This is a genomic window from Bradyrhizobium sp. 25ACV, assembly GCF_054863005.1.
In genome coordinates this window covers 718649-742713 of the sequence record NZ_JAVAYO010000001.1, presented here as the reverse complement: position 1 = coordinate 742713, position 24065 = coordinate 718649, and the positions used below count along the sequence as shown (strand labels likewise).

General features: G+C 63.3%; 22 protein-coding genes. 10 read left to right on the top strand and 12 right to left on the bottom strand.

What is annotated here, in order from left to right:
* The first annotated feature begins 9 nt into the window (after nt 1-9).
* Nucleotides 10-1677 (top strand): regulator, encoded by a 1668-nt coding sequence (locus RAD04_RS03270; protein WP_461622605.1) that lies wholly within the window; start codon nt 10-12, stop codon nt 1675-1677.
* A gap of 52 nt (nt 1678-1729) precedes the next feature.
* On the opposite strand, the gene soxA is transcribed toward RAD04_RS03270, so the two are convergent.
* From soxA to RAD04_RS03235, 7 genes are read right to left on the bottom strand one after another with little or no spacing between them, the layout of a single operon-like run.
* Nucleotides 1730-2509: a sulfur oxidation c-type cytochrome SoxA gene (gene soxA / locus RAD04_RS03265; protein ID WP_461622604.1), complete on the bottom strand. Its 780-nt coding sequence runs from the start codon at nt 2507-2509 to the stop codon at nt 1730-1732.
* A complete protein-coding gene (gene soxZ, locus RAD04_RS03260; RefSeq protein ID WP_461622603.1) occupies nt 2506-2823 on the bottom strand; it encodes a thiosulfate oxidation carrier complex protein SoxZ in 318 nt (105 codons plus the stop codon). Before soxZ ends, soxA begins: the two co-directional genes overlap by 4 nt.
* Nucleotides 2823-3290, bottom strand: a complete 468-nt coding sequence (locus tag RAD04_RS03255) for a SoxY-related AACIE arm protein (protein WP_461622602.1) — start codon at nt 3288-3290, stop codon at nt 2823-2825. Before RAD04_RS03255 ends, soxZ begins: the two co-directional genes overlap by 1 nt.
* A gap of 8 nt (nt 3291-3298) precedes the next feature.
* Complete coding sequence (gene soxX, locus RAD04_RS03250) at nt 3299-3751, bottom strand: sulfur oxidation c-type cytochrome SoxX (RefSeq protein ID WP_461622601.1); 453 nt, start codon at nt 3749-3751, stop codon at nt 3299-3301.
* Complete coding sequence (locus RAD04_RS03245; protein ID WP_461622600.1) at nt 3744-5012, bottom strand: FCSD flavin-binding domain-containing protein; 1269 nt, start codon at nt 5010-5012, stop codon at nt 3744-3746. Before RAD04_RS03245 ends, soxX begins: the two co-directional genes overlap by 8 nt.
* Nucleotides 5013-5064: 52 nt before the next feature.
* Nucleotides 5065-7251 (bottom strand): xanthine dehydrogenase family protein molybdopterin-binding subunit, encoded by a 2187-nt coding sequence (locus RAD04_RS03240; RefSeq protein ID WP_461622599.1) that lies wholly within the window; start codon nt 7249-7251, stop codon nt 5065-5067.
* A gap of 12 nt (nt 7252-7263) precedes the next feature.
* Complete coding sequence (locus RAD04_RS03235) at nt 7264-7713, bottom strand: (2Fe-2S)-binding protein (protein ID WP_165637755.1); 450 nt, start codon at nt 7711-7713, stop codon at nt 7264-7266.
* Between the two features lie 332 nt (nt 7714-8045).
* On the opposite strand from RAD04_RS03235, the gene RAD04_RS03230 reads away from it, so the two are divergent.
* Together RAD04_RS03230 and RAD04_RS03225 are read left to right on the top strand one after the other, a co-directional pair.
* Nucleotides 8046-9662 (top strand): B12-binding domain-containing radical SAM protein, encoded by a 1617-nt coding sequence (locus tag RAD04_RS03230; protein WP_461622598.1) that lies wholly within the window; start codon nt 8046-8048, stop codon nt 9660-9662.
* Nucleotides 9663-9923: 261 nt separating this feature from the next.
* Nucleotides 9924-12119: a hypothetical protein gene (locus RAD04_RS03225; protein WP_461622597.1), complete on the top strand. Its 2196-nt coding sequence runs from the start codon at nt 9924-9926 to the stop codon at nt 12117-12119.
* Nucleotides 12120-12157: 38 nt separating this feature from the next.
* On the opposite strand, the gene RAD04_RS03220 is transcribed toward RAD04_RS03225, so the two are convergent.
* A complete protein-coding gene (locus tag RAD04_RS03220) occupies nt 12158-13546 on the bottom strand; it encodes an MFS transporter (RefSeq protein WP_461622596.1) in 1389 nt (462 codons plus the stop codon).
* Nucleotides 13547-13719: 173 nt separating this feature from the next.
* Here RAD04_RS03220 and RAD04_RS03215 point away from each other — a divergent pair, with 173 nt between their 5' ends.
* A complete protein-coding gene (locus RAD04_RS03215; RefSeq protein WP_461622595.1) occupies nt 13720-14781 on the top strand; it encodes an isocitrate/isopropylmalate dehydrogenase family protein in 1062 nt (353 codons plus the stop codon).
* Between the two features lie 209 nt (nt 14782-14990).
* On the opposite strand, the gene RAD04_RS03210 is transcribed toward RAD04_RS03215, so the two are convergent.
* From RAD04_RS03210 to RAD04_RS03200, 3 genes are all read right to left on the bottom strand, one after another.
* A complete protein-coding gene (locus RAD04_RS03210) occupies nt 14991-15266 on the bottom strand; it encodes a hypothetical protein (RefSeq protein WP_461622705.1) in 276 nt (91 codons plus the stop codon).
* A 14-nt stretch (nt 15267-15280) separates the two neighbouring features.
* Nucleotides 15281-15712 carry a pyridoxamine 5'-phosphate oxidase family protein gene (locus tag RAD04_RS03205; RefSeq protein ID WP_461622594.1) on the bottom strand — a complete coding sequence of 144 codons (432 nt, stop codon included), beginning with the start codon at nt 15710-15712 and terminating at the stop codon, nt 15281-15283.
* A 224-nt stretch (nt 15713-15936) separates the two neighbouring features.
* Nucleotides 15937-16113 carry a hypothetical protein gene (locus tag RAD04_RS03200; RefSeq protein WP_018322718.1) on the bottom strand — a complete coding sequence of 59 codons (177 nt, stop codon included), beginning with the start codon at nt 16111-16113 and terminating at the stop codon, nt 15937-15939.
* Between the two features lie 938 nt (nt 16114-17051).
* Here RAD04_RS03200 and RAD04_RS03195 point away from each other — a divergent pair.
* From RAD04_RS03195 to RAD04_RS03180, 4 genes are all read left to right on the top strand, one after another.
* Nucleotides 17052-18632: a coiled-coil domain-containing protein gene (locus tag RAD04_RS03195; protein ID WP_461622593.1), complete on the top strand. Its 1581-nt coding sequence runs from the start codon at nt 17052-17054 to the stop codon at nt 18630-18632.
* A 62-nt stretch (nt 18633-18694) separates the two neighbouring features.
* Nucleotides 18695-19738: a TAXI family TRAP transporter solute-binding subunit gene (locus RAD04_RS03190; RefSeq protein ID WP_461622592.1), complete on the top strand. Its 1044-nt coding sequence runs from the start codon at nt 18695-18697 to the stop codon at nt 19736-19738.
* On the top strand, nt 19735-20364 hold the full coding sequence (locus RAD04_RS03185) for a hypothetical protein (protein WP_461622591.1): 630 nt from the start codon (nt 19735-19737) through the stop codon (nt 20362-20364). The genes RAD04_RS03190 and RAD04_RS03185 overlap by 4 nt, the downstream gene beginning before the upstream one ends.
* A gap of 24 nt (nt 20365-20388) precedes the next feature.
* Nucleotides 20389-21006, top strand: a complete 618-nt coding sequence (locus RAD04_RS03180) for a DsrE family protein (protein ID WP_461622590.1) — start codon at nt 20389-20391, stop codon at nt 21004-21006.
* 61 nt (nt 21007-21067) lie between these two features.
* Here the strand turns inward: RAD04_RS03180 and RAD04_RS03175 are convergent, their stop codons facing one another.
* Nucleotides 21068-21811 (bottom strand): SDR family NAD(P)-dependent oxidoreductase, encoded by a 744-nt coding sequence (locus tag RAD04_RS03175; protein ID WP_461622589.1) that lies wholly within the window; start codon nt 21809-21811, stop codon nt 21068-21070.
* Nucleotides 21812-21957: 146 nt separating this feature from the next.
* Here RAD04_RS03175 and RAD04_RS03170 point away from each other — a divergent pair, with 146 nt between their 5' ends.
* Nucleotides 21958-22728 (top strand): methyltransferase domain-containing protein, encoded by a 771-nt coding sequence (locus tag RAD04_RS03170; RefSeq protein WP_461622588.1) that lies wholly within the window; start codon nt 21958-21960, stop codon nt 22726-22728.
* Nucleotides 22729-22926: 198 nt separating this feature from the next.
* Nucleotides 22927-23928: a DctP family TRAP transporter solute-binding subunit gene (locus RAD04_RS03165; protein WP_461622587.1), complete on the top strand. Its 1002-nt coding sequence runs from the start codon at nt 22927-22929 to the stop codon at nt 23926-23928.
* Nucleotides 23929-24065: the final 137 nt, after the last annotated feature.

The following is a 24065-nucleotide window of genomic DNA, read 5'->3' as shown; positions in this document are numbered from 1 at the left end:
GGTATTGTCATGAGCACATTGACGGGGACGACCGGCAAGTCTGAGATCAATACGTCCGAGTTCAGGCCGGCACTATGGACATCGGGCGACTGGAACGCGTTCTTCGGCTTCGGCACCAACATCCTCGTCAACATGCTGGTGCTCACGGGGCTCCTCCGCTTCGTTTTGAAGATGCCGGACAGCCTGGTGTTCGGCCGCATCCTGCCCGCGCTCGGGCTGATGATGTGCCTCTCGACCTTCTACTACGCCTACCTCGCCTATCGTCTGGCGCAGAAGACCGGCCGCAACGACGTCTGCGCGCTGCCCTCGGGCGTCAGCGTGCCGCACATGTTCATTGTCACCTTCGTGATCATGCTGCCGATCACGCTGAAGACCGGTGACCCGCTCAAGGGCTGGTCGGCCGGCCTGGTCTGGGTGTTCTTCCAGAGCTTCATTCTCATGATCGGCGGCTTCATCGCGCCGTTCATCCGCAAGATCACGCCGCGCGCGGCGCTGCTCGGCACGCTTGCCGGCGTTTCCGTCACCTTCATCTCGATGCGCCCGGCGCTTGAGATGTATATGACGCCGCAGATTGGTCTCGTCTGCTTCGCCATCATCCTGGTGAGCTGGTTCGGCGGCGTGAAATACTGGCGCGGCATTCCCGCCGGTCTTGTCGCGATTGCCGTCGGCATGATCATCGCCTGGGGTTCGAACCTGTTTGGTCTCGGTCTCGGCGGCTTGAGCGTGAAGGGCGTCGGCGATGCCTTCGCCAATTTCGGCTTCTCGGTGCCGATTCCCGCCGTGGGCTACGTGTTCTCCGGCTTCGAATTCCTCGGCATCATCCTGGTCACCGCCATTCCGTTCGGCATCTACGACCTCGTCGAAGCCATGGACAATGTCGAGAGCGCGGAAGCCGCCGGCGACGAATATCCGACCACGCGGGTGCTCACGGCCGACGGCGTCGTCAGCCTGATCGGCTGCCTGATGGGCAATCCTTTCATCAACGCCGTCTATATCGGCCATCCCGGCTGGAAAGCGATGGGCGGCCGCATCGGCTACTCCGCCGCAACCGGCATCATGGTGATCGTGCTGGCCTGGTTCGGCATCATCTCGGTGCTGCTGGCGCTCGTGCCCGTGGTCGCGATCTCGCCGATCCTGCTCTATATCGGCATGCTGATCGGAGCGCAGGCGTTTCAGACCACGCCGGTCAAGCACGCGCCCGCGATCGTGCTGGCGCTGACGCCGCATCTGGCCGCCTGGGCCAAGCTGCAGATCGACACGATGCTCGGCTCGACCATGAATGCGGCGGCAACCGTCGGCGGCATGGCGGCCGACAAGGCCGACGCGGTGAAGGCTGCTGCGATCGCCGCGCTGCCGCAGCAGGGTGTGTTCTATCACGGCCTCGAGGTCATGGGCGGCGGCTCCATCCTCGGCGGCCTCATCCTGGGCGCGATCGGCGTCTTCATCATCGAGCGCGACTTCGAGAAGGCCTCAGGCTTCGCGCTGGTCGGTGCGGTCCTGACCTATTTCGGCTTCATGCATGGCGAGGCCGTCGGCATTGGCGGTGGATTCGGTGTCACGCCCGCTGTCGCGCTCGCCTACGCCGCGATGGCCGCCGGCCTGTTCGCGGCCAGCAAGCTCGGCGCCGGCGAACACTATGCCGCGCATCCCGAGATGTCCGCCGCGCCGGCGGAGTAGGTAACGGCGCGGACTTCCGTAAAGCGGCCGGCCGATGCCGGCCGCGTTCGTTTCAGGGCCGCACGGCCGGCGTCTCCATCGGCAGGCCGCGCGCGCGCGACATCAGATAGAGCTCGAGCGCGACCAGCTCGGGCGAGCCGTAATCATAGGCCTGGGCGCGGACGCCGCTCATGCAGCTGCGCAGCCGCCGCTCCAGCGATCCCAGCGTTTGCCATTCCAGGCGGTAGAGCGGATAGCCGGTCGGCTGTCCTTGCGTGATCGGCGCGCCCGCGAGGCGCTTGTCGAAATTGTCGTCGTGGCAATTGGTGCAGGCGAGGTTGAGCTGGCCCTGCCGCTGCATGAAGAGGTCGCGGCCTTGCTCCGCGAAGAGCTTTGCTTGCGGATCGTCGCCGGCGGTGATCGCGACACCGCGCGATTGATGGGCAACGAAGGCGGACAGCGCCAGGAGCTCGCGGCTCTCGTAAGGCAATGGCGACGCCTGTTGATGATTGGTGCGGCAGAGATTGATGCGCTGGTCGAGCGTGACGGGGCGACTGAGCGCCTTGTCGAAGGCCGGGTAGCGTGCGGCAACACCCTTCATGCTGCTGCGTGCATCGCCATGGCAATCCGCGCAGGCCTTCTCGGCGCTGCCGGACTTCTTCGTCCAGAGGGCCTCGCCGTCGAGCACGAACAGCATGCCCGGATTGGAGGTGTCGTCATCCTGCATGGCGCGCGTGTCCGGGCCCATGAAGGAGTAGCCGGACCGGCGCGCGTCGGGCAGGATTTCACCGGCGAGCAGGGCAGGGGCTGCGGCGAACAACGCCGCTGCTGCTATCGCGTGCCAAACGCTCATTCGACAGTGATCGACGCCGACGCAGTGGACGAATAGCCGTTGTCGCCGATCCATTCGAACTCGAACTTGCCGCTTTCCCTGGCGATCGTGAAGAACGACAGATAAGGATTGGCCGCGATCGCCGGAAACAGGTCGGCGCGAAAGATCTCGGCGCCGTTGTAGCGGCAGGTGAAGCTCGTGATGATGTCGCGCGGCACCAGCTTGCCGTCCACGGTGTGGCGGAAGCCTGTTTCCATGATGTGCGAGGTCAGCGTGCGGATCTCGATGACGTCGCCGCGCTTGGCCTTCGCGGGAACGTTGATGAGCGCGGCCATCAGTTCATCTCCTCGGTACAGGCGGCCAGCGTCACGACCACGTCGACGGCGACCTGCCAGAACGTGTCGTCGGACAGGCGGGCGATCGCAACCACCTTCTGGGTGTCGGCGAGGCGGATGCGGGTCGCGACCTGGGCGCGGCCGGAGGAGGGGCCGAGATAGAAATTGCCGATGTTCGGCTGCGGGTTCTTCTCGTTGAAGATGTGGATGCTCTTGACGTGGTCGTCAGCGGTCATCGGGCTTGCAACGCTCACCGTCACCGGCACCGTATTGCCGTTCTCGACCAGCGGCGGAATGTCGAGCTTCACCTTGCCGGTGCGAATCGGCGCTTCGCCGACGGCGTTGCGGATCGCGGTGTTGAGCATCGCTGGCGTCGCGTGAAGCGGACGCAGGGTGACGATCGGGATCGTCCCGGCGGCAGTGATGCCTCCGGCGAGGCTCAAGAATTGTCGTCGCGTGGTTGGCATGAACAGTCCTAGTCGCGAAGCGTTGCAAGAAAAGCCACGATGTCCTCGATCTCCGCCGCCGACAATATCGGCTTGCCGGTGAAATTGCGTCCGACACGCACGAAGCCATCGTTGCGATAATAGGACGGCATGATGGTCTCCGGGTTGAAGCGGGCCGCATCGACCAGCCGAAGCCGCAACTGGCTCACCGACCAGCGGTTCCCGGCGCCTGTGAGGTCAGGTGCGAGATCGCCCTGGAACCGCGTTTCCGGGAAGGGACCGGAATGGCAGAGGATGCAGGTCGTGGTGCGCGCCAGCACCAGCGCGCGGCCGCGCACGGCATCGCCTGGCGTGCCCGTGAGCGATTCCACAATGCCGTCGCCGGCTACCTTGTAGGAGGCGAGTTCGTCCGCGCGCGCAACGCTGACGAAGGCCAGATTGGCAGCGATCAGCGCCACGCCATGGATGGAGGATTTAGCCAAAGGTGTCCGCCGTGATGGTTTGAAACCAGCGCTCGGCTTCGGTCGCCTCGCGGGCGCGCAATTCGCGCGGGGCATCGACCGGGCTGGTCGCGCCGCCCTCGACCTCGGCAAAGATGTCGCCTTTCGGCTGATAATTGCCTGCAAGCAAAAATCCATAGCCTGGCGCGACGGTGTTGTAGCAGACGCCTGTCAGCCGTGGCGTCTCGGGTGCTCGGCCCGCGAGCAAAGCGACGATGGCAGCGGCGCACGCCTTGCCCTGCGCGCTTGCGGCCGAGGCCGATTTGGGAATGCCGCCGCCGAGGCAGGCGTCGCCGATGACATGGATGTTCTTGACGAGCTTCGACTCGAAGGTCACGGGATCGATCGGACACCAGCCGGTGTGGTCCGCCACGCCTGCGATCTCGGCAATGCGTCCCGCGCGTTGCGGCGGAATGACATTGGCGACATCTGGCGTGTAGTTGCCGAACTCGGTGACAATGGTCATGGTCGCCGGATCGACCGAGGTCACGCGGCCGCCTTGCGACAGCGCGATGCGCTCGATCATGTCGCCGTAGAGCTCCTTCCACGCCTTTTCGAACAGCCGCTGTTGGGAGAAATTGTCCTTGGCGTCGAGGATCAGAACTTTTGACCGTGGCTTGTTCGTCTTTAGATAATGCGCGATCAGGCTGGCACGCTCGTAAGGCGCCGGCGGGCAGCGCAAGGGATTGGCGGGGATTGCGATCGCGACCGTACCGCCGTCCGCCATCGCTTGCAGCTGCCGGCGTAGCAGCAGCGTCTGCGCGCCGGCTTTCCAGGCGTGCGGCATCTTCTCCGATGCGGCGTCATAGCCGGGCAGGGCTTCGAAGTGGAAGTCGATGCCGGGCGAAAGGACGAGGCGGTCATAAGCAAACGTGGTGCCATCGGCGGCCGTCACGCTGCGCTTTTGCGCGTCGACGGCCGTAGCGGCCTGAGCGGCGACGGTGATGCCCTCGGCGGCGAGCCTGTCATAGCCGAACTGCTGCGCTTCGATCTCGCGCAGGCCGGCGATCACCTCGTTGCTGAAGGGGCACGACGTGAAGGTCTTGTTCGGCTCGATCAGCGTCACCTGCAAGCCCGCCTGCGCGCGCTTGAGCGCCCGCGCGCAGGCCGCGCCGCCAAAGCCGCCGCCGATCACGACGATGCGGCCTGCCGATTGCGCGCGGAGGATCGAGGGGACGGCAAACGATGTGGCCGCGGCAGTGATGCCGAGAACGGCATTCCGCCGTGTCACCGGCGCATTCATGAATCTTGTCCGTAGAATGCCGCGGCGGCCGATAGGACCGCCGCGGCTGCTTTTAGGCGAAGGTGATGTTCTGGTCCCGCAGCGGCACCGAGCGGATGCGCTTGCCAGTGGCGGCGAAGTACGCGTTGAGAACCGCCGGCGCGGCGACGCCGATGGTCGGCTCGCCGACACCGCCCCAGAACCCGCCGCTCGGCACCATCACCGATTCCACCTTCGGCATCTCGTTGATGCGCATCGAGTTGTAGGTGTCGAAGTTGGTTTGCTCGATCTTGCCGTCCTTGACGGTGCAGCCGCCGTAGAACAGCGCGGAGAGGCCATAGACGAAGGAGCCCGCGATCTGCCGCTCCACCTGCGCCGGATTGACGACGTAGCCGGGATCGGTCGAGGCGACGATGCGATGCACCTTGATCTTGCTGCCATCGGTCACCGAGATTTCGGCGGCGCCGGCAACATAGCTGCCATAGCCCATGACCTGGGCGATGCCGCGATAGACGCCCTGCGGCGCCGGCGTCGTCCAGCCGATCTTCTCGGCGACCGCATTGAGCACCGCCAAATGCTTGGGATGGTTGCTCATCAGCTTGCGGCGGAATTCGAGCGGGTCCTGGCCTGCGGCCTGGGCCAGCTCGTCCATGAAGCATTCCATGTAGATCGCGTTGTGATTGACGTTGACGCCGCGCCAGAAGCCCGGCGGAACGTGCGGGTTGCGCATCGCGTGCTCGACCAGCAGGTTTGGCACCGAATAGCCGAACGCGGCTTCGCCGGATTGGGCGACGCCCTGGAAGGCGGCCGGATCCATGCCATTCTGCAGCGCTTCGGGGCGCAGCGAGAACAGGATCGATTGCCCGGACAGGCGGTAGTGTAGCGCGACCAGATTGTTGTTAGCGTCGAACGCGCCGGTCATCTTGCATTGGGTGATCGGGTGATACCTGCCATGCGCCATGTCCTCTTCGCGCGACCACAACAGCTTGACCGGCGTTCCCGGCATCTCTTTGGCGATCATCACGGCCTGGCGGACATAGTCGGTCTGGCCGCGCCGGCCGAAACCGCCGCCTAACATCACCTTGTGCACGTCGCACTTGTCCGCCGGCAGGCCGGAGGCCTCCAGCACCGCTGCGAATGCCGCCTCGCCATTCTGCGTGCCGCACCAGACCTCGCATTTGTCCGCCGTGTAGAGCGCGGTGGCGTTCATCGGTTCCATCGTGGCGTGGTTCTGGTAGGGATAGGAGTAGACGGCCTCGACCTTCTTGGCGGCGCCGGCAATCGCGGCCTTCGCATCGCCGTTCTTGTTGCCGACATAGGCCGGCTGGTCGTTGTTGAGGCCTTCGGCCAGCCACTTCGCAATCGACTCGCTGGAGACTTTTGCGTTGTCGCCCTCGTCCCAGACGATCGGCAACGCCTCGAGCGCGGTCTTGGCGTGCCACCAGGTGTCGGCAACGACCGCGACCGCGGTATCGCCGACTTTGACGACTTTCTTGACGCCTTTCATGCTGGCGATCTTGGCTTCGTCAAAGCTCTTCAGCTTGCCGCCGAACACGGGGCAATCCTTGATCGCGGCATTCAGCATGCCCGGCAGCTTGATGTCGGCGCCGTAGATCATGGCGCCGTTGGTCTTGTCGACGGTGTCGAGCCGTTTCACACCCTTGCCGATCAGCTTCCAGTCCTTGGGGTCCTTCAGCTTGACCTCGGCCGGCGGCGACAGCTTGGCGGCGGCCTCGGCGACCTTGCCGTAGGTGGTGGTCCGGCCGGACGGCGTATGGGTGATGACGCTGTTCGCGGCCGCGCATTCGGAGGCCGGCACCTTCCAGGCGTCGGCGGCGGCCTGGATCAGCATCACGCGCGCGGTGGCGCCGCCCTTGCGGACATAGTCCTGCGAGGAGCGGATGCCGCGGCTGCCGCCGGTCGAGAAATCGCCCCATACGCGCTTGCGAGCGACGCTCTGGCCGGGTGTCGGATATTCGGTCGTGACCTTGGTCCAGTCGCATTCGAGCTCCTCGGCGACGAGCTGGGCGAGACCGGTGAGTGAGCCCTGGCCCATCTCGGAGCGGGCGATGCGAATCACGACGGTGTCGTCGGGCCTGACCACGACCCAGGCGCCGATCTCGGGCGAGCCGTCGGCGGCGCGAACCACGGCGGGGCCGCCGAAGGGGAGGTCGAGGCCGATGGCGAGGCCGGCACCGACCGCGGCCGTGCCGATGACGAAGGCGCGGCGGTTGAGCCGCGGCGAGACATGCTTGTTCATGTAGGGATTTCCTTACGCGCTTGCGATCGTGTGGATCGCTTCGCGCACCTGCTGGAAGGTGCCGCAGCGGCAAATATTGGTGATGGCCTCATCGATATCGGCGTCGGTCGGCTTCGGCTTCTCGCTCAGCAGCGCCGCCACCGCCATGATCATGCCGCTCTGGCAATAGCCGCATTGCGGCACGTCCTGGGCGATCCAGGCCTCCTGTACCTTGTGCAGCGTATCCCCGGAGGCGAGCCCCTCGATGGTGGTGATCTTCTTGCCCTCGGCTTCGCTGACCGAGACTCCGCAGGAGCGGGTGGCGACGCCCTCGATGTGCACGGTGCAGGCGCCGCATTGTGCAATGCCGCAACCATATTTGGTGCCCGTCAGGCCGGCATTCTCGCGAATCGCCCAGAGCAGCGGCGTATCCGGCTCGACGTCGAGAGTGAAGGTTTTTCCGTTGATTGTTAGGTTTGCCATCGCAGTCCCCTGATTGGCCCAATCCACCGATTGAACTCAGGGGCGCAATGTGTCCGGCAAACTGGAACTGTTCAAATCAACAGTCCGAGGGGTGAAATGCGAAGAATTACGCCGCCGAGGGAAGATTGTGGGGAGGGTGGTGTTTTGTCTCGCCCTCCATCATGGTTGATTCGGTCGACCTTCCGCGGGCGCCAATCCATGGGTCTGAGGCGACGCCCGGCTGTGAAGGCCGGTTCCATGGCCGGTCGAGGGCACGGCGACAGTTTGTCCCTTTTGCCGGGGTGCAAGACGCAGGCGCTTTGATACACTGCGCCGATGCCAGAAGGAGTTCCATGAACGTGCCGAGTCCCAACGTGCTGATGCTGTACCCGCTGTTCTCGGCAGAGTCCTTCTGGACCTTTGGCGAATCCTGCAAGGTATTGGGCGTAAAGCGCCCGGCCGCTCCTTTGGGCCTGATCACCGTTGCCGCGATGCTGCCCGAAAGCTGGACGGTCCGGCTGATCGATTGCAACACGGCGCCCTTCAACGACGAGGATCTCGCCTGGGCTGACGTCGTCTTCACCGGCGGGATGATGCCGCAGCAGGCCGACACGCTGCGCCTGATCGAGCTCTGCCGTGCCGCAGGCAAGCCGGTGGTCGTGGGCGGTCCCGACCCGACTTCAAGCCCCCACATCTATGAGCGGGCCGACTTCCGGGTGCTCGGCGAGGCCGAGAGCGTCATCGACGAATTCATTGCGGCCTGGGAGGGTGGCGCGCGGAGCGGTACCTTCACCGCACCGAAATTCCAGGCGGACGTGACCAAGACGCCGGTGCCGCGTTTCGACTTGCTCAAGTTCGAGGACTATCTCTATCTCGGTGTGCAGTATTCGCGCGGTTGTCCCTTCACCTGCGAGTTCTGCGACATCATCGAGCTCTATGGCCGCGTGCCGCGGACCAAGACGATCGAGCAGATGTTCGTCGAGCTCGAGAGGCTCTATCAGATGGGCTATCGCGGCCATCTCGACTTCGTCGACGACAATTTCATCGGCAACAAGAAGTCGCTGCGGCAGTTCCTGCCGAAACTCGCAGAATGGCAGCGGACCCACGGCTATCCGTTCGAATTGTCGACCGAAGCCTCGGTCAACCTGGCCGATGATCCCGAGCTATTGGAGTTGATGGGGGCTGCGAATTTCTTCGCCATCTTCGTCGGTATCGAGAGTCCGGATCCGGCAACGCTGGTCGCGATGCGGAAGAAGCAGAATACGCGGCGCAACATCGCCGAGAGCATCCACAAGATCTACGCCGCCGGCATGCTCGTCACCGCTGGCTTCATCGTCGGCTTCGACAATGAGAAGGTCTCCATGGCGGACGCCATGATCGATTTCATCGAGGAAGCGGCGATTCCCGTCAGCATGGTCGGACTACTCTATGCCTTGCCGAACACGCAGCTGACGCGCCGCCTGGAGCGCGAAGGCCGGCTCCACGCGGGCCACGATGTGGCGCCGACCATCGGCGCCGATCAGTGCACGGCTGGAATCAATTTCGATCCGGTGCGCCCGCTCCGCGACATCCTGACGGACTACAAGCGGGTGCTGGAGCACGTCTACAGCCCGGCTGCCTATTCAGGACGCGTCGACCGCCTCATGACGCTGCTCGACCGGTCCCGGCAGCGCCACGAGCTCGCCGAAGGCGATATCCGCGCCAAGCTCGGTGCGATGGAGACGGTGCACAAGGTGGTCACCGCCCTTCCCGAGGCGCGTGGACCGTTGTGGCAAACTTTCATGAACTGCGCCAAGCGCGACACGACATCCGCGCGCATTGCCGTGCAGATGATCGCAGCCTATGCCCATCTCGGACCGTTCTCGCGCAAGGTCATCGCCGCCATTGATTCGCGCCTGGCGGCGCTGGACGAGCAAATGCCGAGTCCAGCCGTGGCTGCGGGCGCGACCGAGGCTCGACATCTGGCCTGACATCGGGAGCGATGGAACCGCCCACGACGCTGTGATGCGCTGCCCGGCGTGCCATCGGCAATCAAACTGGCTGTCATGTGTGAGATCCCCGCTTGACAGCAGGACAACCTCAAGCTGATCGTCATCAGGACGACACCGGGCCTGCCGCGATTTCGGCGTCTCGACGTTCCGCGCGGGCATTTGAATTTGCCCGCGAGGCTCAGTGCTCGTCTGCCATTGCGACCGACGTCATCGCCGGAAAAGCTTTAGCGGGGGTGGGCCATGTTCAAGAAGGTGATCCGCTGGTCTGTTGCGCTGATTGTCGTAGCGGTGCTGGTCCTCGCGTATCTGCCTTCCTTCATCGCCGATTCCATCTACAAGAACGTCGACGACATCACCGACGGTGAGATGCCCGCCACCGTCACGGCCTTTCAATCGGGGCCGGACGTCGTCAGTACCATCGGTGGCAGCGGCGAGGGCTTGAACTGCAGCCTGCCGCCTTGGGCCAACATATTTTTCGACGGCGGCAGGGATTCCAACCAAAAGCGCCATCTCGTCCTGCAGCGCTTCAGGCAGGCGTGCGTCTTCCATGACCTGTGCTATCGCCACGGCCTTGCGACCTACGGCTATAACCAGAACGATTGCGATCGCATTCTGCAGAACGCGGCTTTTCGACTCTGTCTCTACATACGAAACGGCAGCCAGGAGAGCAGCGCGGCGCGTTGTCAGACCGACTCCAAGATGGTTCTAGCGGGCGTGAGCCTCGGCGGATACGACGCCTATCGCGGCTGGGACCGATCGACCTATTTCGAGTTCGATTCGGACCCGTCGCGGTCGAACGGATTTCTGGTCAGCCGTGTGGTGGATCATCCGTTCAAGGCGGCCGCGCCGGCCAAATACGGCAGCGACCCCGATCAGGTCATTCTCATGTTCGAGAACGTCCGCTCCAATCTTGCGGTGACCTGCATCACCTGCGCGAGTGTTCCCGTTCTCGAGTGGACGACCGATCCCAACGCCGTCAGCGCCGAGTTGCGCTCGCTCGGCGTGACGCGGTTGCCGGAAGCGCTGCTCAAGCGGGAGCCCATGCTGTCCGAAACCATGCCGGTCTGGTTGCCGCCGCGCCGTCGACACGCGGCGCCGCATCTCCTGGTCGACGGAGCGGGCAAGGACCATCTGATCTGGATGAGCCGGAACAACCCGCAGGACAGCATGTCCTGCATCGTCGGCGCCGATCCGGCGCGTCTCCTCACCAATACCCTGCCGACCCGGGATCTCTGCTCGGTCGATGCGGGCCCGTCGCTCAGCAGGGTGGAGGTCGACATGTTCGCGACCTCTCCGCTTCCGATGGAAGTGCCCGGAAGTCCGGATCTCGTCTACGCGACGTCGATCAGCACACAGAAGACAAAGGAGCAGCATCTGAGCTTCTGCTCCCGCTCTGCATCCAGGAAGGTCGAGGAGTCCGGAGGCGACGACCAGTCCAAATGCGTCACCTTCCCCGAACCGGAGGTTCGCAAGGGCGCGGCGCTCGGTGCATTTCAGAACTTTCCGCTGGTTCGCGCCGGACAGCAGATTTATTTCGCGCGGGACATCGATCAGCGGACGGATTCGCTGCTGACTGCCGCCTGGCAGCGCGCCTTCGGCAACAGCTTTTCGCCCGGCGGTGCCCTGCTTGTGATCGACGTGGCACCGCCGCTCGCCGCCAAAGGGCCTCTCTCGGCCAAGCTGAAGAAGATCGTCCGGTTCAACATCGACGATCGCTTCGATCCGATGATGCCGATCACGCGCAAGGCCGACGATTTGCGATTCCTGAGCCTCGAGGCGTCGAAGTCGAGCGTGCACCTTCGCACGATCGATTTCGCGAGGGACAACCCTTCCGTTGGCAATGTGCTGTTGACGATGGGCAACGGTGAGGTGGACCTGGACCGCTCGTGGGCGGAGAGACCCATGCTGGTGCTGGAGACCAAGGAGGCGCGACCGAGGACCAAGCTGGTGTTCTCGCGTGGGGAAATAGCGATCGAGCCGGGCAAGCCGGACGTGTCCCGCGCGACGAGCGAAGTGCTGACGCTGCAGACCCTGGTTTTCGAACGCGATGCGGCCGCGCCGTCGGATGCGCCGTTTGTGAAATCGGCTGGCGCGGCATGCCGGATCGTCTATGAGTTCGAAGCGAACCACACCGATTGGCCGTGCTACCGCGCGTTCGACCCCGACCGCACGATGCGGGCCTCCCCGGCGACGCGGATGCAGGCTTCCCAGACGCTGGTTGGGCGGTTCAGCCCAGGCGGGGGCCATGGCCTCGCATTTCCCGATCTCTGCCTGAAGTCGGAGCCGATCATCCTGACCCCGCAAGGGGGCACGTTTGCGCCTCTGCGCGAGACCGCGGGCTGGAACGGCCCGCCAAGGCTGACACGGACGATCAAATGCGAGCCGCTCGATGCCGCGGCAATCGTGAGCCGTCCCATCGCGCAAAAGGCTCCGTGAAGGCAGGCCGGCCGATGAGGCGCGGAAATGCGTTCGGTCTACTTCACCGCCAGCCTCAGAAAGCTCATCACGCTGCCGAGTGCGGCAAAGCCGGCGCCGAGCGCCAGCGCGACGGTTGCCCCGTCGTGGCCGGCGAGCGCGAAGCAGAGCGCCGCGAGGGCCGCCCCCGTCGTCTGTCCCGTCAGGCGCGCGGTCGCGACGATGCCCGAGGCGCTGCCGCTGCGATGCGGCGGCGCGCTTGACATCACCGCCTTCATGTTCGGCGCCTGGAAGAAGCCGAAGCCCATGCCGCAGATCACCATCCGCCAGATGATGTCGGCGATGGCGGGGTTGGCCGGAAGCGTCGCAAGCAGCGCCATGCCGAGGCCGAGCAGCACCAGGCCGATGCCGCCGAGCAGGCCAACCGCATGGCGGTCGGACAGGCGTCCCGCGATCGGCGCCATGATGCCGACCACCAGCGGCCACGGCGTCATGAAGAAGCCGGTCTCGACCTGCGAGCGCCCGAGCACGTCCTCGAAATAGAACGGCAGCGAGACGAAGGCGAGGCCCTGCACGGCGAAGGAGCACACCGCGGTCGCGGCCGACAGCGCGAACATCGGCCGGCTGAACAGGTCGATCGGCAGCATCGGCGCCGGGTGATCGGCGTGACGTCGCGTCAGGATGAAGCCGAGCGCGAGGGCCGTGACCAGCTCGATGCCCACGACGATCGGCGACAGATTATGCGCGGCACTGCCGATGCCGGTGATGAACAGGCCGAGGCAGGCGGCGGCCAGCAGCGCGCCGAGAAAGTCAAAGCCGTGATCGGCCCGCGGCGTCTTCGGCAGCATCGCAAAGCCGATGCCGATCGCGACGAGGCCGAACGGGATGTTGACGGCGAACAGCCACGGCCACGGGCCGATCGCCAGGATGGCGGAGGCGATCGTGGGGCCGAAGGTGAAGGCGGTCGCGACCACAAGCGCGTTGTGGCCAAAGCCGCGGCCCAGCATCCGGCCGGGATAGACGAAGCGCACCAGCGCGGTGTTGACGCTCATGATGCCGCTGGCACCCAGCCCCTGCAGCGTGCGCGCGACCAGCAAACTGTCCAGCGACCAAGCCTCCGCGCAGAGCAGCGAGGCGATGGTGAACAGGATGAGGCCGCCGAGATAAATGCGCTGGTGTCCGACGATCTCGCCGAGCGCGCCCAACGGCAGCAGCGTCGCCACCAGGGCGATCTGGTAGACGTTGACCACCCAGACCGACTGCTCCGGCGAGACATGCAGATCGGCGGCAATGGCGGGCAGGGCGATGTTGGCGATCGCGGTGTCGAGCGAGGCCATCGCCAGCGCGGTGAAGATCGCGGCGATCGCCCAGCGCCGCTGCGCGGCGGGGAGGCCGTCAGAGATGGTGTGGTCGGGCTCGCGCGCGGCGGCAGGTAACGTGATCGTCATTGCGTTGGCGCGTGGCTCCGGCGGCGCGGCTCAAATCGGTCATTTCGCATGTACTACGGTGGGGCCGCCTTCCACAGGCATATGCTTGCATGCTGTGTATGCGTGAAGGTGGGGCGATGCCGCCTCGCGCTGCCGTACGATCGCGCCGCTGCTGCAAAAATCAGGGGGTCGCCATGCAAATCGTCGTTCTGCCCGGTGACGGCATCGGACCCGAGATCACGACCGCGACATCGGGCGTGCTGCGCGCGGCCTCCGAGCGCTTCCAGCTCAATTTGCGCCTCGAGGAGCACGCAGTCGGACATGCGAGCCTGAAGCTATCAGGCACGACCGTGCGCCCCGAGTTGCTCGACATCGTCCGCGCCGCTGACGGCTTGATCCTGGGTCCGACTGCGACGTTCGACTTCAAGGACGAGGCGCGTGGCGAGATCAATCCGTCCAGGTACTTCCGCAAGAACCTCGACCTCTACGCCAATATCAGGCCCGCGCGCACCTATGCGGGGCGGCCCGGCCGCCTTGGTGATTTCGACCTCGTCGTGGTCCGCGAGAATACCGAGGGGTTCTACGCCGACCGAAACCTGGAGCAGGGCAATGGCGAGATGCTGGTCACGCCTGATGTGGTGATCTCGCTGCGAAGGATCACACGCCTATGCTGTGAGCGCATCGCGCATGCCGCATGCCGGCTCGCCATGAAGCGGCAGAGACACCTCACCATCGTGCACAAGGCCAATGTGCTCAAGATCGGCGACGGCATGTTTCTCGAGATCTGCCGCGCGACGGCGAAGGCCTATGCAGGACTGAGCGTCGACGACATCCTGGTCGATGCCATGATGGCGCATGTGGTGCGCAGTCCCGATCGTTTCGACGTCATCGTGTCCACCAACATGTTCGGCGACATCCTGTCCGATCTTACCGCCGAACTTTCGGGGAGCCTCGGCCTCGGCGGCTCGCTCAATGTCGGCGAGCGCTACGCGATGGCGCAGGCCGCGCACGGCTCCGCGCCCGACATTGCCGGACAGGACGTCGCCAATCCCGTCTCGTTGATCCTGTCGACCGCGCTGCTGCTGGCCTGGCACGGCGAGAAGACTGGTGCGGTCCGCTATGAAGAGGCCGGGCACGCCATCGAGGCGGCGGTGGCGAAGGCGATTGGCGAGGGCAGGGCGACGCGGGACGTCGGCGGCAAGCTCGGCACGGTAGCGGCGGGGGCGGCGATTGCGGAGATCCTGCAGGCGGAGTGAGCGGTGCTTGTACATTTTTCTCGGGGTCCAAGACAAAAAGTCGAAAAACAACCCCATGCACAGTAGAAGTCCCCTTGATTGACAAGGGATTTTTGTACCGCCTTGCGACGGCAGTCGCGGCTGCGATCAAGTTGACCCGTCGGGCAAAACGTGATCCCCGAAAGTTTTCTGATCGGTGCCGATCAGGTGATGGACTGAAATACGTGGGTTCACGGCAGAAGCGTCATGAATTCATAGACGACTACGGCAGCGCCGAGACAGCGCCGCCAGGGATTCACGCCGCGGAAGACCTCGTCGGCGCCCCAGACGACGAGTCCGCCCTTCATGACGATCGTCAAGCCGGCGCTGACTTTGCCTGAGGAAGGCCAGATCCAAAGCAGAAGGCCCGCAACGATAACGATCCAAAGAAGAAGATTCGGCCACTGCGCGATGGTGATGGCACCTGTTTCGCGGCTCCGGAACAACCAATCAACGAATCGCCGCACCGTCACGGAGCCGATCAGAGCGCAACCACACCCTCTTCACGGCCCTTCCAATAAGTGATGCGGTTGGCTTTGACCTTGATCAGCACGATGCCAGGCGTATCGATGCCGTGGTCGAACCATTTGTCGAGATCGCTCGTCCAGTGCTGCTGGAAAGCCGCCTTGTCCCGGATCAGTTCGGCCGTTCCCTCGACGGCGACGTAGATCCCCTTCGAGAAGAGGCCCGCTTCTGACGAAAACCCGAGCGCGACTTTCGGATTTCGTTGGATGTCCGAGACGGTGCGGGTCTGTTCATAGGCGAAGTAATAAGACGTGCCGTCGTAGGCGACATCGCCGTTGTTGCTCATGGGACGGTTGGCGATTTCGCCGTTCTCGGTGTGGGTCGAAAGAATGGCGATATCGATGTCGGCCATTTCCTTCGCGATCTCGGCGAGCGATGTCTTGGACATGAACTTTCCTCCAGTGGGGCTGGAGCAACGGCGGGATGCAGACCATGTTCCCTGATGGATAGAGCGGGGGGCCATGCCCATCGGCCATTACATCGCTGATGTTTTGGGCAGGCTTGGCGGGTTTGAAGGAAAGGCCGTCGGCGCGGGTCTGATTGGCGCGCGCTTTCTACCTCGAAATAAAACCGCCCCCGACATCAGCCGGGGGCGGTTTGGATGAGATCGTATCAGTGGCCGGTGCCGGGCTTGGTGGTCTTCGGGGGCTTGCCGTCTTCCATGCGGCCCTCATTGCGAAGATCGCGTCCCTCTTGAGCCTTGCGCTGGCTCTCGGGATCCTTGCCATGCTCGTTCATCTCTTCCTTGATGTAACCGGCGCCTTCCTTGATCTTGCCTTCAACGCTCATGATCTTCTCCTTCGATATGGGAGATAAACGCGTTGGCGGACTTGGCGTTCCGGCCTCAGAACGGCGCAGATTTGCGGAACCGAGTTGTGCCTTCCCGAGCGTCTAACGCGCAGAATGGCAGAGCATTTGCGAAACTCATCGTGCTGAGTGCTGAACGTTCGTCGATGGGTGTCGCTGCGCGTTCATGGCGTGGCTCGCTGCCACGGGAGGGGCGACTTGCGCCATGCAGTACCTGTTGATCCGCAGGTGGTGGTTGAAGAAGCCGGCGGCGGGTCAGTGATCGTGCGCGCACCTCTCACGAGCACGATTGGCCGCCTTTGAAGGCAAGGAAGATGCTCGGCGCGCTGTCGCCGACATTGTTGTCGGCGCGAGGTCGCGGCAAGACGGCTGGTAAGAAACCGGCGGGCTAAGTGACGTGGAGATCAACGCTCGTGGTGGAAAACCGTCACTCGAATACAAGCCCCAACGCCAACCAGGTCGCAAGAGACAAACAGACGCCAATTCCCAAATAGGGCAATGCAAGGCGCATCGGTCACTCCTCAGCTCCGAGACGCTGCGAAAACGCCGTCAGCTTCGCATGTTCGCCGTGCCCTGCCCATATTCCATACGATGTACGAGCTTTGGTTCACCGTGGGCGGCAACGTACCCGACTGCGCGATGAAGACGATGCCAACAGGAAACAAGCGCGCCTGATTTGACGCCCCCTTGCCGTACCAGGCTGATTTAATTTGACTCCGCATTTCGTTCAAAATATATAATTTATTTAAATATTTAATTGCGGTATGATTTCTGCCAAGCCATTTTGATCTAAGGGATTTTCTTCCATGCCGGACTGCGAAACAGGCGGAGCAAGCGCGCCGCTCTAGCCGTTATCTAAAGAGGCGTGATCGATGCGCCGACCGATTGATACTGCACCCAGGGACGGAGAAGACATCTGGGTGGAAGATGTGACCGGGGCTGTTGACGTGGCTCGCTGGTCGCCTCAAGCAGGCAAATGGGTCTCCAAAGACGGCGCTCCAATCAACGCTGAGCCGACCCATTGGTATTCCGAAACTGAGGACAGTGACCCGGAGGGCGGGCCATTGGGCATTCCGCTCGGAGCGGGTGTCATTTTGCTTCCCGCGATCCTGATTGGAGCGGCCTTACTGGGTGTGTTCGACACTTTCGGTGCACGAGCGATTCCGGAAACGACGCAAATCGGCGGCGAGAGTGCCCTCAGCCTCGACCAACGGCCGGAAATAGGGGCGGGGTCGCAAGCGCTCCTTCAGCGCGAAGCGAGCGGAGCCCTGACGTACACGGTGCCGGCAGGGATGGTGCAGCCTGAGCCATGGCCCGATCGAGATGCTTTGCACAGTCATGCGCGCGCCAGTGAACTGGACGGGGCGCGCAGGGAACTTGACGAGGCGGTCCAGCACGCGCAGGCGGCAAAAATTGAGGCGGACGAGTTGCGGCAGTCGCTGCAACAGGAGCAAGCGCGCAACGTTGCGCTCGCGAACGACGTTGCCGAATTCCGCCGCGAGATCGATGCCCGCGACGCAGGATCGCGGAAGGCGGAGGATGTGGCCGCGCAGCAGAGAGAGGCGGCGCAGCGGGAGATCGCAGAACTAGAGCAGTCCCTGCAGCGCGAGCGGGAAAATAGCGCCGTCCGCGCAAGGCAGGTGAACGCCGCACAGGCAGCGGCGGCGAGCGCCGAGCAGGAACGCCACGAGGCGCAGTCGCGCGCCGCCGCGCTCGCGAGCGAACTCGCCGGAATGCCTCGCCACTTGCCTATGACGGAAGCTGCGACCGCGGAGCAAAGCCCGGCGGCGGGCCCGGAGATTGCGGAACTGCGGCAATCCTTGCAGCAAGAGCAGGAAAAGAACGCCGCTCTCGTCACGGAAGCCAAAGCAGCACAGGCAGCAGCTGTCGATGCCGATCAACAACGCCGCGCTCTCGAACAGGCTCAGGCGCACGCCGCTGCGCTGGAGAGCGAACTTGCCGAAGTGCGCCGGGAGATCGAAACCCGCAACGTGCAATTTCGCGAGGCCGAAAATGCGACCCGGCAGCAGAGACAGGCAGCCGAACGAGAGATCAGTGAACTGCGGCAGTCGCTGAAACAGGAGCTGAGCAAAACCGAGGCCAGGGAGAGAGACCTTGCACGGCGCTCCACCCATGAGCGCGTCCTCGCCGAGCGAGCAAATGCCGCCCCGGTCTCGCCGGCGACGCGGAGCGTGGAAGTGGCGGCGCCACCGACCGACGCAGTCAAGAACGAGGCGGAGGCCCGTTTGATCCCGCGTGCCAGGGCGCTGCTCGATCAGGGAAATATTGGTGCAGCACGCATTGTACTCGAGCTCGCGGCTGAGAAAGACATTGCGCGGGCAAGTTTCATGCTCGCCGAGACCTATGATCCGGCGGTTCTATCCGCTTGGGGTACTTATGGAACTCGCGGCGAAGCGGCCAAGGCGCGCGAACTCTACGCGAAGGCACACAGGGGCGGAATTCGCGAAGCAAAGGAACGGCTGGATGCGTTGCGACCCTGAGAGTGGGCTTCTTGCAGTCCGAGAGACGAAAGCTTGCGGTGGCTGAGCCGGAAGGGAACGACATGAACAAGGCGCCAAAGTCACGCTCGTTGCTCCTGCTCACTTGGTTGGTGCCGGTCGCTATGATGCTTCAAACGGCCTGCCTGGAAGCGCAAACGGCGAGAAATGCCAAGGCCGATGCACAGCTCGAACGACGGCCGCTTCCGAAAGAGAACGAAAAGGACCGGATGAACGCCTGGACGGTCGGGCTCGCCGGGGGCCTGCTCGAGGGCGCGCCGATCCGCCTCGCCGCAGAAATGGCTCGCGTCGTCGACGACGGAGCAGACCTGCATCTCCTGCCGATCGTCACCCGTGGGGCCACCGACAATCTGAATGCGCTGCTCTATTTGCGCGGCGTCGATACTGCCATCATCAATTCCGACGCGTTCGAGGAGTATAAGATTCAGGCACCGCAGATCAAAAGCCGCATAACCTATCTGCTCAATCTCTTCCCATCCGAGCTGCACATCTTTGTGCGGCCTGAAATCACAAGCCTGCAGGATCTTGTCGGCAAGAAGGTGAACTTCAACACCCTGGGCACCGCGGCCGCTTATTCAGGACCACTCATCTTCAGCCGTCTCGGGATCGATGTCGAAAAGACATTCATCCCGCATCAGGTTGCCCTGGAACAGATGCGCAAAGGCGAAATGTCGGCCGTGGTGTTCATCACCTCGAAACCCGTCGACGCCTTCGTAAAGGGTCGCTGGGAGGCTGGATTCAAGTTCCTCCCGATCGGTTACGACAAGAAGTTCGAGGACTATTATCTGCCCGCGACCTTGGACGCCAATGAGTATCCCAACCTGATCAAGCAGGGTGAGCGGATCTCGACCATCGCGGTCCCGACAGCGCTTGTCGCTTTCAACTGGTCGCCGGGCTCCAATCGCTATCAACGCGTGGCTCGCCTTGTCGAGTACCTGTTCTCGCGCATCGATCGCCTGCAGGCACCAGGCTTCGATCCGAAATGGCAGTCGATCAATCTTGCGGCATCCGTCCCGGGTCTCACCCGTTTCCAAGCCGCGCAGGAATGGCTGGATCGCAAAGCGCGCAGCGTACAGGCGAGGCCATGAAGACTGCCGCGCCGCCGCTCGCTGTCGCCTTCAACGTCGCCTGCGGTATCGCCTACGCGCAAAGTACGAGCGATCCCATGGAAACACTTAGGGCTTGTTCGGCGATGGAGGGACAAGCCCGGCTGGAATGTCTGCAAGACGTATCGCGCAAGATTCCACCGTCCAGTCGGAGTAGCCGGGATACTGACTGGATCGTCAGCGAGACGACTTCGCCAGTCGATTATCTGCCGGTCGTCACCGCCACCGCCACTTCTGTCGGCAGCTCGGATGGCGCCGCGATGCAGCTCGCAATCCACTGCCGCAGAGGCCGCACGGAAGTCATCGTCGCCGGACCGGCGCTGTCACTTAGCGCCAGCGAATACGTCATATCCTTTCGGCTGAATGCGGATACGCCAATGCAATTCACGGCAGCGTCGCCGTCGTTCGGCTCCGGCGTCGCTTTCGGAGGCGACGTCGTAAAGTTGTTGAGCTCACTACCCGACGAGGGTCAAATCGTTGTGAGCCTTTTCACCCGCACTGGCCCGGCGCAAGGCGGACAATTCCTGCTCAGCGGATTCGAAAACGTGCGCAAGAAAATGGCCGCAGCATGCAAATGGCCACATGCTGTCGCCAGACCGGGTAGGTGATGGCCAGGAAATGGGAGACACGAGATGATAACTCCAAAATTGGTGATGGCAATCATCGGCGGCTTGACGATAGGGCTTCTGGTCGGACCAAGCGCGCGGGCGCAGCAGGACCACCAGTGGATCCCGCAGGCGCGCGAGAAGAGCCAAGCGAGCACCCCGAAGCATCCGGGTGGCCAGAAGCAGGTGAGCAAGCCGCGGCAGAATCACGCGATCAGGCAGGATCCTGCGAACAACACGAAGATGGCTCAGGCTACAAAAACCGAGAGCGCGAAAAAGCCGCACCGGCTGATACTGCAGGTCAATTCCAACGAGCCTGCGATGATGAACCTCACGCTCAACAATGCGAGCAACGTCGCGCAATACTATCGCGATCTCGGTGAACCGGTGTCGATCGAGGTCGTCACCTTTGGTCCCGGCCTTCACATGCTGCGCGACGACACCTCGCCGGTAAAGCCGCGCATCGAGGTGCTCGCGATGAGCCATCCCGAAATCTCCTTTAAAGCTTGCGGCAACACGCAGGAAAACATGCGCAAGGCGGAGAACAAGGACATAAGCCTGATTCCACAGGCCACGATCGTCAAATCCGGCGTCGTCCGCGTCATGGAGCTGCAGGAGCAGGGCTGGAGCTACGTCAAACCGTGAGGTCCGGCGGCAAACCAGGACGTGGCGTGCGTTCGCGGGCCGTGGATTCAGGAGGCCAACCCTAGAACTGATACCGCCGCAGGCCGCCATCCACCGGGATCACCGTGCCCGTGATGTAGCGCGCCACCGGTGAGGCCAGGAACACTGCCAGTGCCGCCAGATCTTCCGGCTCGCCCCAATAGCCGACCGGAATCTCCTCCTCCGCAAAGCGCTCGCGATAATCAGGCGCGTAGTTGCGCCGGATCTGCTCGCTCATGATGCGGCCGGGCGGGATGCAGTTGATGGTGATGCCGTGCTCGCCGATCTCGCGCGACAGGCCCTTGGCCCAGGCGTGCACGGCGGCCTTGGCGGCGAACGCCGCGTTGAGGCCTTCTGGCTCGGACTTGCCGGTGATGTTGACGATGCGGCCCCATTTGCGTTCGATCATCTGCGGCAGCAACGCATGCGCGATGCGGCGGTAGCTGGTGAAGTTCAGCGCGATCGCCTCGTCCCATTTGCTGTCGGGTGCATCGATCGGCAGGGGGCGGCTGCCGCCGGCATTGTTGATGAGGATGTCGACATGGCCGAGCTCCTTCACCGCAAAGGCCGCGATCCGCTCCGCCGCGTCCTTGGCCATGACGTCCTGCTCGAGCGGCGTGATCAGCCCGCCATCGACCTCCTTCACTAGCTCGACGAGAAGATCGGTGCGCCGCGCCACGCCGACCACGCGCACGCCCTCGGCGGCGAGGCCCTTGGCGATGGCGCGGCCGATGCCGATGCTCGCGCCGGTGACGACAGCGGTTTTCGATTTGAGCCCGAGGTCCATTGTGACACGCTCTCTTGTTTGGTTCTTGCTTATTGCTGTTCGTTTCCTGCCCTTCCCGCGCGCCTTGCGAATTGCCTGAGCGGGACGAGCAGTGGTAACCAAGTGCGACCTTGAAGGAAACACGAAAAAGAAGAAGGCGTTGAGCGATGGTCTGGGATCCGCAGCAATACTTGAAATTCTCCGGCCACCGGCTCCGGCCCGCCGTTGACCTCTTGATGCGGATTCCGGATTTTGGCCCGCGCGAGATTGCCGATCTCGGCGCGGGTGCCGGCAACGTGACAAAACTCATCAAGGAGCGCTGGCCGGAGGCGAGCGTGACCGGCGTCGAGGGCTCCGCCGAGATGGTTGCCGCCGGCCGCAAGGCTGCACCCGATGTGGAATGGTCCCACGAGGACCTCGGCCATTGGCGCCCGGCCAGGCAATACGACTTGATCTATTCCAATGCCGCACTGCACTGGCTGCCCAATCATGCGGCGCTGTTTCCCTCGGTCATGGAGAAGGTGAAGCCTAGCGGCATGCTTGCGGTGCAGATGCCGCGCAACTTTCTGGCGCCGTCGCATGTGCTGATCGGCGAGACTGCGCTTGATGGTCCGTGGCGGTCCAAGCTCGAGCATCTCGTGACGCCGCCGCCGGTCGAGGGGCCGGCGTTCTATCATGATCTTCTTGCGCCGATGTCGGCCAACATCGACATCTGGGAGACCGAATATCTGCAAGTGCTCGAAGGCGAGAACCCCGTCAAGGAATGGACCAAGGGGACCTGGCTGACGCGCTATCTCGACGTGCTCGCAGGCGAGGAGAAGATCGCATTCGAAGCCGCCTATGGCGCGCGGGTTGCGAGGGCCTATCCGAAGAATGCGGCGGGGCAGACCCTGTTCCCGTTCCGCCGCCTTTTCATGGTCGCGCAGCGCAAGAGCTGATGCACTGCCGCAATGCGACATAAGCGCTCGTTCCCCTGGACGGAAGCAGGTGCCGGGTTGCGTAGACAACGCTCGTCAAGATAGCTTGGCTGCGGCAAATTGGGCTTAGGTCTAGTTGTTCGGCCTGCGGATTGCTGCCACTACTCAAACCGGAAAACAAAAAAGCACCCGGTTTGTCGAGGTTGTTGGGAGGTCTTCATGCGCAAACTGCTTCTTGCGGTCGCGGCGGCCGCGCTGATTCTGGCCCCTGCCGCTGCGCAGGCCCAAACTCCGATCGTCATCAAGTTCAGCCACGTTGTCGCCAACGACACCCCGAAGGGGAAAGGCGCGCTGAAGTTCAAGGAGCTCGCCGAGAAATACACCGACGGCAAGGTCAAGGTCGAAATCTACCCGAACTCCACGCTCTACAAGGACAAGGAAGAGATCGAGGCGCTGCAGCTCGGCTCCGTGCAGATGCTCGCGCCCTCGACCGCGAAATTCGCCCCGCTCGGCATCAAGGAGTTCGAGGCGCTCGACCTGCCCTGGCTGTTCAAGGACGACCAGACCTATTCCAATGCGATGAAGGGTACGGTCGGCAAGTGGCTGTTCCAGAAGCTGGAAGCCAAGGGCATCACCGGGCTCGCCTATTGGGACAACGGCTTCCACATGGTTTCTTCTAATCGTCCGTTGGTGAAGCCGACGGATTTCCAGGGCCTGAAATTCCGCATCTCCGGATCAAAGGTCGCCGACCAGTACTTCCGTCTGGTCGGCACGATCCCGCAAATCATGGCGTTCTCGGAAGTCTATCAGGCGCTCCAGACCGGCGTGGTCGACGGCTGCGAGAACACGGCGTCGAATTATTGGACGCAGAAATTCTACGAGGTGCAGAAAGACATCACCGTCTCCTATCACGCGCATCTGCAATATGCGGTCATCGTCAATTCGAAGTTCTGGTCGAGCCTGCCGCCCGATATCCGCACCCAGCTCGACAAGGCAATGGCGGAGGCATCCGACTACACCAATTCGATCGCACGCCAGGAGAACGAGGATGCGCTGGCCGAGATCAAGAAGACAGGCAAAACCAATCTGCATTACCTGACCGATGCCGATCGCAAGGCGTGGCAGGAGGCGATGCAGCCGACGTATAAATGGGCAAAGGGCCGGGTCGGGCAGGAAGTGCTCGACCTCGTCGCCAAGGAACTCGACGTCAAGATGAACTGACGGCCGCCCTAACAAGAACAATAGCAACGGTCGGGGGTGATCGCACTCCCGGCCGTTTCGCTCTTGAATGGACGAGCCAATCCTGGGGGAACGAAGTTGCTGCGTGTGCTGAATCGTGTGCTCGATCATCTCGAGGA